At 40.5% G+C, this 10,969-nt stretch carries 13 protein-coding genes and 1 pseudogene; 5 read left to right on the top strand and 9 right to left on the bottom strand.

Annotation, left to right across the window (positions count from 1 at the left end; all coding sequences use genetic code 11):
• A partial coding sequence (locus H6G32_RS27510; protein WP_190462299.1) for a transposase occupies nt 1-79 on the top strand: 79 nt, incomplete at its 5' end.
• A gap of 90 nt (nt 80-169) precedes the next feature.
• On the top strand, nt 170-1,171 hold the full coding sequence (locus tag H6G32_RS25645) for a glycosyltransferase family 4 protein (RefSeq protein ID WP_242046726.1): 1,002 nt from the start codon (nt 170-172) through the stop codon (nt 1,169-1,171).
• Between the two features lie 149 nt (nt 1,172-1,320).
• Here H6G32_RS25645 and H6G32_RS25640 read toward each other — a convergent pair whose 3' ends face one another.
• Nucleotides 1,321-1,833 carry a hypothetical protein gene (locus H6G32_RS25640; RefSeq protein WP_190463478.1) on the bottom strand — a complete coding sequence of 171 codons (513 nt, stop codon included), beginning with the start codon at nt 1,831-1,833 and terminating at the stop codon, nt 1,321-1,323.
• A gap of 457 nt (nt 1,834-2,290) precedes the next feature.
• Here H6G32_RS25640 and aroA point away from each other — a divergent pair, with 457 nt between their 5' ends.
• A complete protein-coding gene (aroA, locus tag H6G32_RS25635) occupies nt 2,291-3,640 on the top strand; it encodes a 3-phosphoshikimate 1-carboxyvinyltransferase (protein ID WP_190463476.1) in 1,350 nt (449 codons plus the stop codon).
• A 139-nt stretch (nt 3,641-3,779) separates the two neighbouring features.
• On the opposite strand, the gene gatC is transcribed toward aroA, so the two are convergent.
• Complete coding sequence (gene gatC / locus H6G32_RS25630) at nt 3,780-4,070, bottom strand: Asp-tRNA(Asn)/Glu-tRNA(Gln) amidotransferase subunit GatC (RefSeq protein ID WP_190463473.1); 291 nt, start codon at nt 4,068-4,070, stop codon at nt 3,780-3,782.
• Between the two features lie 72 nt (nt 4,071-4,142).
• Entirely contained in the window at nt 4,143-4,664 is a 522-nt protein-coding gene (locus H6G32_RS25625) for a photosystem I assembly protein Ycf3 (RefSeq protein WP_190463471.1), read from the bottom strand.
• Nucleotides 4,665-5,582: 918 nt separating this feature from the next.
• Here H6G32_RS25625 and H6G32_RS25620 point away from each other — a divergent pair.
• Complete coding sequence (locus tag H6G32_RS25620) at nt 5,583-6,197, top strand: glutathione S-transferase family protein (RefSeq protein WP_190463470.1); 615 nt, start codon at nt 5,583-5,585, stop codon at nt 6,195-6,197.
• A 58-nt stretch (nt 6,198-6,255) separates the two neighbouring features.
• Here H6G32_RS25620 and H6G32_RS25615 read toward each other — a convergent pair whose 3' ends face one another.
• From H6G32_RS25615 to H6G32_RS25600, 4 genes are all read right to left on the bottom strand, one after another.
• Nucleotides 6,256-6,483, bottom strand: a complete 228-nt coding sequence (locus H6G32_RS25615) for a DUF167 domain-containing protein (protein ID WP_190463468.1) — start codon at nt 6,481-6,483, stop codon at nt 6,256-6,258.
• The gene (locus H6G32_RS25610) at nt 6,467-6,877 is read right to left on the bottom strand and encodes a ribosomal maturation YjgA family protein (protein ID WP_190463466.1); all 411 of its coding nucleotides are present in this window, start codon (nt 6,875-6,877) and stop codon (nt 6,467-6,469) included. The genes H6G32_RS25615 and H6G32_RS25610 overlap by 17 nt, the downstream gene beginning before the upstream one ends.
• Nucleotides 6,878-6,944: 67 nt before the next feature.
• Nucleotides 6,945-7,499 (bottom strand): DUF2231 domain-containing protein, encoded by a 555-nt coding sequence (locus H6G32_RS25605; RefSeq protein WP_190463464.1) that lies wholly within the window; start codon nt 7,497-7,499, stop codon nt 6,945-6,947.
• 17 nt (nt 7,500-7,516) lie between these two features.
• The gene (locus H6G32_RS25600) at nt 7,517-8,257 is read right to left on the bottom strand and encodes an LmeA family phospholipid-binding protein (protein WP_190463462.1); all 741 of its coding nucleotides are present in this window, start codon (nt 8,255-8,257) and stop codon (nt 7,517-7,519) included.
• 258 nt (nt 8,258-8,515) lie between these two features.
• Here H6G32_RS25600 and H6G32_RS25595 point away from each other — a divergent pair, with 258 nt between their 5' ends.
• Complete coding sequence (locus H6G32_RS25595; protein WP_190463460.1) at nt 8,516-9,571, top strand: hemerythrin domain-containing protein; 1,056 nt, start codon at nt 8,516-8,518, stop codon at nt 9,569-9,571.
• Between the two features lie 349 nt (nt 9,572-9,920).
• Here H6G32_RS25595 and H6G32_RS25590 read toward each other — a convergent pair whose 3' ends face one another.
• Together H6G32_RS25590 and H6G32_RS25585 are read right to left on the bottom strand one after the other, a co-directional pair.
• Entirely contained in the window at nt 9,921-10,241 is a 321-nt protein-coding gene (locus H6G32_RS25590) for a chromosome segregation ATPase (RefSeq protein WP_190463458.1), read from the bottom strand.
• 409 nt (nt 10,242-10,650) lie between these two features.
• A pseudogene (locus H6G32_RS25585) lies at nt 10,651-10,866 on the bottom strand (hydrolase); the annotation flags it as partial.
• Nucleotides 10,867-10,969: the final 103 nt, after the last annotated feature.

Here is a 10,969-nt window from a genome sequence, read left to right as displayed (position 1 = left end):
TAAGCTGATTAAACGTTCTGGTTATGGATTTAGAAATTTTGAAAACTTTAGAGTTAGATGTTTATTAAATTGGGTTTAGCTTATTATTTTGGCATAACAAGTACTGAAGAGCCAAAAATATATTCAATCATTTTTACTACATGGTATTTTAGCTCGGATTTTGGGTAAAATGCAGGGCATTCTAAATCATGCTGATTTAGAAGCTTTTCTTAATACTAAATTTTCTAATTGGGCTGCTCAAATTATCGAAAAACAAGAATATGATGTTGTCTACGCTTTTAGTGGAGTTGCCGAAGAGGTTTTTCAAGCGCTACCAAATAAAAATGTAGTTAAAGCTCTTGTCAGGGGTTCTGCTCATATTCGGACTCAATTTCAAATTCTTTCAGCAGAAGAGAAACGGGCGGGAGTCTACGTTGATAAACCAAGTAAATGGATAATTGCTAGGGAAGAGCGAGAATATCAAATTTCTGATCTAGTTATAGTACTCTCCACCTTTGCTAAACAATCTTTTATTGCTCAAGGTATTGTCAAAGAGAAACTTAAAGTTCTATCTTTAGGTACTCAATTAGAAAAATTTCACCCCCTTCAGCAGGTTGTTGAAGAGCGGTGTCAAAGAATTATCTCTAAAAAACCACTTCGGGTACTAATGGTTGGCACTTATTCATATCGCAAAGGTGCAATTGATTTTAGTAAAATAGCTGAATTAGGATCTGGATATTGCCAATTTAAATTCGTTGGCGATGTTATCAGCGAAGCTAGTCACCTAGCCCAACAAAGTAGTGCCAATATTGAGTTTATTCCCAGACAGCCTCAATATGAATTGCCCGAATTTTACGCTTGGGCAGATATATTCATTTTTACAACTATTGAAGATGGTTATGCTGTAGTTTTAGCCCAAGCTCAAGCTGCCGGAATACCAATTGTATCCACTACAAATTGTGCAAGTCTAGATATCGTCGTTGAAGGAAAAACTGGCTGGATATTGCCAATTCGTAGCCCTGAAAGCTTTGTAGAAAGATTGATGTGGTGCAATGAACATAGAGAAGAATTAGTGCAAATGGTGTGGAAAATCTATCATAACTTTCACCCAAGGGATTGGGCAGAGGTGGCTGCTGACTTTGTTAACATAAGTTCCAAAGAACTAAGCAAGAAGCTAAAGATAAGAGATTAATAGAATCGAAATATAATAAAGTTAATAAATTCAAACAATAGCTAAAGCTACCTGCATATTTATCCTACCGATGAAGAAGATACAAGACCAGTTCAGCTAGTCTTGTACTACTGGGGTTTATGCTCCTGTTTTCGTAAAAGGCCTGACTATTAGTGATGAATTTCTAAATTTAAGATGTAGCGTCCCAGTTGGACTTTTGCTGCCCACAATTCATATTCTAGACGCAAATGTTCTGGTAATGTGTTTCCAGTGAGTGTCAGGCTATTAGTAAAATTTCGTAAGCGAATTGGCTCCTTAGGTTGTAATGACTCTGTGGGCAACCAATAACGACTAATACCATAAACGCCCTGTTCCCAAAAGTGGCGGTAACTAACTTGAGCATTACCTTGCATAGTCATGATTACCCGGTAAGGGGAAATTTCCAGCCACAAAATTCTGGGGCTGGTGGGGGTGTAAGTGTGGTTGCTATTGTGGGGAAGCGTCTCCTCTGGACTTGGTAAACTCCCTACTTCGCAGCTAATCAGGGGCGGTGCAGTCAACAGTAAATGAAACCTATCAGTATCTTTTTGATACAATGTACCTGCGGTTTCGACAACAGACCAGACTGGTAGGTCAGTGGAAATAATGGATAAGCACACGGGCTTGCGGTGATGGGTCAGCATGGGAGCGATAAGAGTTAAAAGCTATTGAATAGAACAATCTTTAGCCGGTCAGCTTCAGCACAAAAATAGTCAGACAAGTTTCATTGAATCTGCTGATTGATTAAGCTAGCAAAATTAGGATGAAAAATGCTAGGATTTAAGGCTGAATAGTGAAAATCTGGCTTTTTTGTCTGGAAAGCTTAACTAAAAACCAAGGTGGTAATAGTTGTGTGAAGACTCTCAAGTTACGGCTTCAATATAGATCGTGGGAGTTGTGATAGAGCAAAAAATTTTCTTGGCTGTCTGCACCTCTTATGGTAAAGCAGGTAGCAAAACTGAAAATAAAATTATTTACTTTGGGTAGATTTGATTAGTCTTTATACTACAAAAAGCGATAAGATACTAGGCAGAAGTTACTAACGGCGGCGAATGAAGTCGCTGATGAGCTTCCAGTGTATTCAAAAGCCAGTGTATCCTAATGTCGGCTTCTGTTATAACCGTAGAAACTCAAGAAAACCTTTCTCATAAGTTAATTATTCAGCGACCCCCTCTTGGGCTATCCCTACAGGGTCGCATCCGGGTTCCTGGGGATAAATCTATTTCCCATCGTGCTCTCATGTTGGGTGCTATGGCTGAAGGTGAAACCCAGATTCAAGGACTTCTTTTGGGAGAAGACCCCCGCAGCACCGCTAGCTGTTTTCGAGCTTTAGGTGCAGAAATTTCGGAATTAAATACAGAATTTGTGCGGGTTAAAGGTATTGGTCTGGGGAATTTCTCTGAACCGATTGATGTGTTAAATGCTGGCAACTCTGGCACAACACTGAGATTGATGTTAGGACTTTTGGCATCTCATCCAGGGCGCTTTTTTACTGTAACAGGTGATAGTTCTTTGCGATCGCGTCCCATGTCCCGTGTTGTTAAACCTTTACAACAAATGGGGGCCCAAATTTGGGGACGAGTGAGTAATTCTCTAGCGCCCTTGGCTATTCAAGGACAAGCCCTCAAGCCAATTCACTATCATTCTCCCATCGCCTCTGCCCAAGTTAAATCCTGCATCTTGCTAGCGGGTTTAATGACCGAGGGACAAACTACCGTTAGCGAACCCGCCCTCTCGCGGGATCACAGTGAACGGATGTTACGGGCCTTTGGAGCAGAACTCACTATCGATCCCCAAAGCAATAGCGTTACTGTTACTGGTTGTGCTCAACTACATGGGCAAACAGTGATAGTACCAGGAGATATCAGTTCAGCTGCCTTTTGGTTAGTCGCTGGGGCAATTGTCCCAGGTTCTGATTTGGTAATTGAAAATGTCGGCGTTAATCCTACCCGCACTGGTATTTTAGAAGCTTTGGCCCTGATGGGAGCAGATATCCAACGAGAAAATGAGCGAGAAGTTGCTGGTGAGCCAGTAGCTGATTTGCGAGTGCGTTATGGTGGAATCCACTCCTGTACCCTCGCTGGGGATATTATACCTAGATTAATTGATGAAATTCCGATTTTGGCAGTAGCGGCGGCATTTGCCCAAGGGACAACCATTATTCGGGATGCAGAAGAGTTGCGGGTAAAAGAAAGCGATCGCATTACTGTCATGGCCCAGCAACTCAATAAAATGGGAGCTAAAGTCACCGAACTACCCGATGGTATGGAGATTACTGGCGGTACTTCCCTAGTGGGTACTGACGTAGATAGTCATACAGATCATCGCATAGCCATGAGTTTAGCGATCGCCGCTCTAGTTGCCACCGGTACCACCACCATTCACCGGGCCGAAGCAGCTGCCGTCTCATACCCAAACTTTAGCGCCACCCTAGCAGAAGTTTGTCGATAAATTTATTTGCTCATGGGTGTAAGACAGTTACCCATAAATCTCTAAAAATCCAGTGCATGCTTTCAGTTGACGCTTCCACCCCTCCACTTGATTAAAGGGGTGGTATTTTTATCTTATACCCCAGAGTTGCCCTGCTTTCCTACTCAGCATTGAGGATTTTTGGCACTTTAAAAAATTCGCCTTCCTGTTCAGGCGCACTGTTAAGGATAGCTTCTCGGTCAGGATAGGGTTGCAACTCATCTTCTCGCGTCACATTGCTGACATCAATAGCCCTTGTTGTCGGGGGCACATCGCTGACATCAAGTTCACTCAGCTGTTCGATATAATCCAGAATCCTGACTAGCTGGGTGGTGAATTGTGTCTCCTCGTCTGGTGTCAATTCTAAACGAGCGAGAAGGGCTACTTTGCGAACTTGCTCACGATCAATCATAAATTAGTCATTTAGTCATTAGTCATTAGTCAATAGTAAATGACCGATGACCAATGACCAATGACCGCTTAACTAAAAGAATACGTCGATTTGCGATCGCCCAGTGGTTTTTAGCCAGTTTTGGGCTTCAATGTAGTTATTGGGAGCCATGCGAATAGCTCTAATCCAATAATCTGCTGCTTGATCAAACAGTGCTTCGCCGCCGTCATGATCTCCAGATTCTTTAGCCTTTTCCCCTTGGTAGTGAAAAATCACAGCGATATTGTTTAAGGCTTGGGGTAGCCGTGGATTCAACTCAATTGCCTGGTGATACAATTCTAAAGCCTTATTGTGGTCGCCATTGCTGGCATAAATCAGCCCCATATTGTAGAGAATATAGCCGCGATCATTGGTGTCTTCCTCTAGTGTTAGAGCTTCTTCGTAATACTCTAAAGCTTCGGCATATTCCCCTTCCGCCTGGGCCGACATCCCATCTCGGTAATAAACAAACGCTTCTTTGGCTTTTTTATTAGTTGGCAGTAGCTTCAGGATGATATCCGCCATCACCGTAAAGGATTTGTCAACAAAGTTATCGTTTTTTTGTGTTCTTGGCATATTGCCTCTATGGTTGTACAGCTATTAACTCAGAAAATGCCTTTAGACTTTCAGTCACTGGCTCACAAAGCAGACTCTTTAAAGTCCGCTGAAGCAGGCTTTGTTTAGCCGCGAATTTTCACCAGACTAGTACCGCTGCGCAAAATTCAAAATTCAAAATGCCTCTTGCTCCAGGTGCAACCCTTACAAAATTCAAAAAGCTTATGACGTAAGCTTTTCGTTTATTTTGAATGCTTGGCTTATTTTCGCCGTGCTGTACTAGCATTTTTGCAATTAGTAGACTCAATAGTTAATTTAACTGATTTGCAGGGGCATTTTACTCACGAATGGGCCATGATACATTCAAAACTATTGTGCCGATATTTGTTCACCCTATCGCTAAATGGGTTGAGATAGGGATGCAATAGCGGCTATAGTGCTTTCAGGTGTTTGCAGTTGCTTGAAGACTTGATTGAGTCCCTACCAACACCAGAGATTAGCGACTCCTCAACAATCCTATGCCCTTGGTAGCCTAGGGCCAAGCATTTAGTACTAAAGGCGCGAAATAGTTAAACATTAACTTAACTAGTGAAATTCTCACTGTGTACTTGCAAAAATATGTAGCACTATTCCCATCATTTGCCTAAGTGCGATGTTATGTGCGGTGGGAAAAACCGGAACTTTCGAGATAGGGAAAAATTGGGCTAAAGCTTCTACTGGCTTCTTTAAAGTAAATATTCTACACATACTTTTATTCTCAACTACCGACCAAAGTTAAATATCTAAATACTAGAAATAAATAATACTTGGAAGTTTTATATTGTCAGAAAATATTAATTATAAAGAAAAATTTATCCTGTTTTTAGACAATACTTTGGTAGAATATTATATCTAAAAACTATCTCTGATTAACACATCCCTCATCATAATTATTTGGGCATGGAAACGCTGCGCTTGTACGATTTTTTACCTTCAGGTAATTGTTATAAGATACGTCTTTTATTGACACAACTTGGTATGCCCTTTAAGAGGGTAGAAGTGAACATCATCAAAGGCGAGACTCGAACAACAGAATTTTTAAGCAAAAATGCCAACGGAAAAATTCCCCTTTTGGAAATTAAACCAGGGCAATACTTAGCAGAATCTAATGCTATATTAGTGTATCTGAGTGAAGGTACAGAATTTCTTCCCTATGACCGCTTTTTACGAGCGCAAGTACTGCAATGGTTGTTTTTTGAACAGTACAGTCATGAACCTTTTATCGCCACATCAAGATTTTGGATTTCTATTTTAGGTAAAGCTGAAGAATATCGTGAAGCCATCCAGCAAAAAAGGGAACCAGGTTATGCAGCACTTAAGGTGATGGAAAACCATTTAAAAGCTCACATTTTTTTGGTAGCAGAGCGTTATACTATTGCTGATATCGGCTTGTTTGCTTACACTCATGTAGCTGATGAGGGTGGATTTGATTTGACACAGTTTCCCGCTATCCAAGCTTGGATAGAACGAGTCAAAGCACAGTCAAGATATATCAGTATTACTCAGGAAGTATAACTTTTATTTCTTGTTTCCTGACTCTACTAGGAAATACCTTAGCTGAAGGTTTAATAAATTAGACATCAGTATGAATTTCAATTATTTTTTGCCGTGAGGATAAACCGGACTTAATCCTAATATAGGATTTGGGCACAGAAAAATTTTCAGCTAGTAGTTTAATTAACTCTTCATTAGCCTTACCATCTACTGGTGGAGATTTTAAATGTACAGTCAGACTACCATCTGATTGTTCTTCAATTTTTTGCTGTTTTGAATTAGGTTTAACTTTAACTTTTTTTTGCATTGCCAATTCCTTGTAATTGTCGCAGCCACAACCAACCCAATATACAGCCCAAGAGATAATGAGGAAAATCCCACCAAGCAAAGGTAGTGCCAAGTAACCATTTACCTATCAAGGTGGCGCGAATTGCTTCTAATAACGGCGGATGCCAAAGCTGTAAGAATTCTAGTATACAGGTGATGACAAAAACAATTAAAGGGATTTGCTGCACTGCTGCCCGATTTCTGAAAAACCAAAAGACGAATAAACACCAAAATATTTCGTAAAATATAGCTGCACCGTAGTTATTAAACCACTGTTGGCCAGTCCCAGTGTAGTACTTAAACAAAAAGCCCATCGCCACAACGATGAGCAGAGAAAGGATAATGAATATTGTTTGATTACGGTTTCGGAGCATTTTCTCGCTTGTGAAAACTAAAGAAAATTTTAGCTTTTACTCCACCGCTTTCTCAATTGGATTAAACTTAAGGATATCGTTTGCTACCAGCACCCACCACACCGATTTTGTGGCGATAGGAAAGTTCGGCACCAAACCAGCCAGAAATACTAGTCAGCGTAGCGACAACAAGCGAGAGAAACAGTCCCCAAGGTAGTATTCGTGATTCAGAATTACCCAGACGGAGGATGAAGTTGAGGGCACTCAAGACTAGAATAGAAGCGTTAAGAATCAGATGAGTCCAGCCAGCGGCGCGTTTGCGGACTCGTTCAATTCTCAAAAAGTCGCTCATGCCGATTGCTGCTGCTATGACACCTCCAACCAAACCGAGTCCGATTAACCATAACGAAGCCCTAGCCCAGAAGAAATCATGAGTTAACCAGTAGCCGAAATCGCTTCCTAAAGCAGCGGCTAAAAAGGCTATGGGAAAGATGACACTCAGGGGATGTAAGGGGTGTCCGGCGATCGCCACTGTACTGGGTACGCCGCTATCATGATACTCTCTATCGTCGCTTTCAATCAGTGGTGGGATATTTGGGAAAGGTGTCGAAGTTGTTTCTGAGGTTGTTTCTGTGGTTTCCATTATTTAATATCCTAATTTTAAGCCGCAGGAATTTGTTCAACGTAAGCCTCAGCTTGCAGCGTTAGTTTCCCTGGTTCTACTTCTAGTCGCTTAACTCGCAGGCTCATTCCTTCTAAATCAAAGTTACTCAAATTCAAAATTTCACTGGTTTGATCTATCAAAGCTTGTGTTAATTCTGGTGATATTTCCTCTTCTTCGCCATACTCAACATTTTCCAGTGACACTGTTGTGCCGTTAGTACTAACAAGAGGTATTGCTGAAAAAGCAACTTGGTGAATTTCGCCATTTTCTACTAACATGATGCTGCTAGTTAATGCAACTTTGCCTTCACCAAGTAGGCGAAAGTCTACGTTTTCGGGTGCGATCGTCATCGGTTGCCCCTGGATATGTATTTTCTGATTTTGGAGTTTTGAGCGGATATATTCGGAGTTGAAAGCGCGATTGATATCAGCTTCCGTTAAAACAACCCGCGCACTGCCTACAGTTGGTTTGGTGAGTTCAATTTTCCCAAAGGCAACACTGAGAGGATTAATCGAGACACTAGTAATTTGCATTTCCATTTCTTCCATGCGGAGGTCTTTTTGCATTACCAAACCTTCGCCTTCAATCTTGACTCTATCTACCTCTCCCTGAACCAGTTTGAGCGGATCAGTTTGAATACTAACATCCAATTTTTCTACTGCATCTAGCTGGCTAGACAACCCTATTTCTGCCACTTTATTCAGCGCTTGCTCTCCTAATCCAGGACTATCTGGCATGATGAATTGATCCCCTGTTCAACTACCTTGGAGCCAATCTAGAAGATTGGCATGAAAATTTTATCTATCTGGCGAAATAGGCGAAGTTTTAAAATTATCTATCTAATAGTGGAAGTTGAAAATTAGCCAAGACAAAACTTAGGTTGTCTACCCTAAGTAACTCAGGTAATCGCTCAAAAGAAAGATGGAATATGCCTACTCTCTATGGCAATCTGAAATTGGCAATAGTTCCGAATACTTTTACGAGGAGAATTAAAGATGGTATCCACTTTAGATGATACTAAACGCAATGCCATTGCCGCAAAATTGGCAGATATCAAAGCAGTTCAACAGTTGCTGATCGAGGATGAGCAACTATTTTTGAGAGCATCCACTGATAGTGAAATCTCCCAACGCATCCAAGATATGCTCAATGATGACCAAAAAAATCTGGGCATTCTGGATACTGTAATCGTTCAGTATGGCATTCACAAAGAACCAGATAGAACTGTTCAACAACAGGTGGAAATGCTTCGGGAATGGATACAAGGTTCTGAATTAAGCTTGTATGAAAAAGTATTTCAGCATGAATTGCTGAAGCACCAACAAGTAATGACCGGCTTGCTAATTCACAAGGCTGCTCAAAGAGTTGGTGCTGATGTAATGGCAGCAATTGGCCCTTTAAATACAATTAACTTTGAGAACCGCGCTCACCAAGAACAACTCAAAGGCATTCTGGAGATTTTGGGTGTGCGCGAACTCACTGGACAAGATGCAGATCAAGGTATTTGGGCACGAGTCCAAGACGCTATGGCAGCATTTAGCGGCGTAGTAGGTAGTGCTGTTACCCAAAGCAGTGATAAACAGGATATGAATATCCAGGATGTGCTCCGCATGGATCACAATAAGGTGAATGTCTTATTTACAGAATTGTTACAAAGCGGTGATCAGCAAAAAATTGAAGAGTATTTTGGGCAAATTTACAAGGATTTAACTGCCCATGCTGAAGCGGAAGAAGAAGTAGTTTATCCGCGAGTTCGTTCTTTCTATGGTGAGGAAGATACCCAAGAGCTTTATGATGAACAAGCTGAGATGAAACGGCTGTTAGAGGAAATTAGGGCTATTAACCCATCTGCATCTGAATTTAAAGATAGAGTCAGACAACTTTCAGACATCGTTATGGATCATGTTCGTCAAGAAGAAAATACAATGTTTGCGGCAATGCGCAACAACTTAAGCACTGTGCAAACTGAGGAATTAGCTACACAATTCAAAGCTGCTAAGAGCAGAATTCAACAGAGATTTGGCGGCGCAAAGACTGGTGCTAATGTTTAGTTTTACAGTCGTTTTCAAATAATTAAACCATTTTGTAGGGACACTGTGTCCCTACGATAATTTGTGGTTCATTAGTCTGAAAATTGCTGTAAATCCTAGCTATAAAAAACCTCATGGTTGAAATTTTTTCTGGCTATAGCAATCCTATTTGATTTGTGAACATAAAGTGAGTCAGATACCCGACTTCTTAGAGAAGTCGGGTATCTTTGTGTTCACAAATGATTTAGGACTGCTATATACTGGAATTGGTGCTATTTAGGCAAACAGGCAATCGCGTTGCAAAAATGCTGTGCGATCGCCTGGTTTTAGGTAATTTTGTTAAATGCTAGAGATGTTAAATCTAGAGTCTTTACTTTTGCTTGGCTGCTAACATCCGACTGACTTGTTCTAACTGTAACGGTTTGCGTTCTATACCCTGGAAGCAATCAACTTTTTGCAGATAAGTATATGCTGTTTTAAAATTACTTAAATTCACTAAAACAATATCTTCATATACTGACTCTGGGGGAATTTCTACTTGCAAAATTAATTCTCTTAAATTATTTTGGGTGATGGCGAGTTCCAAGTATTTCAGAAATAATTCGCGTTTTTTGGAACGAACACTGAGCAAGTACCAATTACCATTAACAGGTGGTTGTAATGAAGTTTCTACAGGTTGTATGGGCGGCATAGTTGGCGGTAATAAGGTGAGAGTTTATAGCAAGCTTAAAAGCTCCAAATTTCTTTTTGTTTATTAAGTAAAAAATCTGGGTTTAACTATGCTAGAAAATAATCGCGCTGATTTTATCAAGTTAGGATTTTGATTTCTATGTGTTAGTAGTTAAAGTCAAAATTTAGTTGATAAATAGCGGCTAATAATGAATCTGTTGACTCACTATTAACCAAAATAGTATAGCAGTAATTTTCTCTATCTTCATCTCTATAAATTGCTGCTGGTAGGTTATATTGACTACCACTACGCCACTAGTTGAATTTGTCTGATCATGGTTGAGAAATGACTAGTACCCCAAGGGGGAATTCAAAATTCAAAATTCAAAATGAAGACAGGGTGAGATTTTCAGAGATCTGGAAGGGGTGGTTTATTTTGATAACCAGTATTTATAAGCGGCATAAGCCATTGTCACAACCCCGGTAGTAATGGCAGATTCATCAACTTCAAATTGGGGATGGTGTAATGGGTGATTAATAATTCTTTCTTTGTAGCCTACTCCTAAGCGAAACATGGAACCGGGGGCGTGTTCTAAATACACAGAAAAATCTTCGGCACCAAGGGAGGGTTCGGGTAATAGTTGTAAAAAATATAGACAAATATCTTTTACTTTGAAAGTGTTACCTTTACTGGGGAAACTACAATCCCCTGTATCCCATCTGCAAAAGCATTAGGGATTGCTTTTCTGA

This window comes from Cylindrospermum sp. FACHB-282, assembly GCF_014697195.1.
Taxonomy (GTDB): domain Bacteria; phylum Cyanobacteriota; class Cyanobacteriia; order Cyanobacteriales; family Nostocaceae; genus Cylindrospermum.
This window is presented reverse-complemented; position numbering and strand designations above follow the sequence as displayed.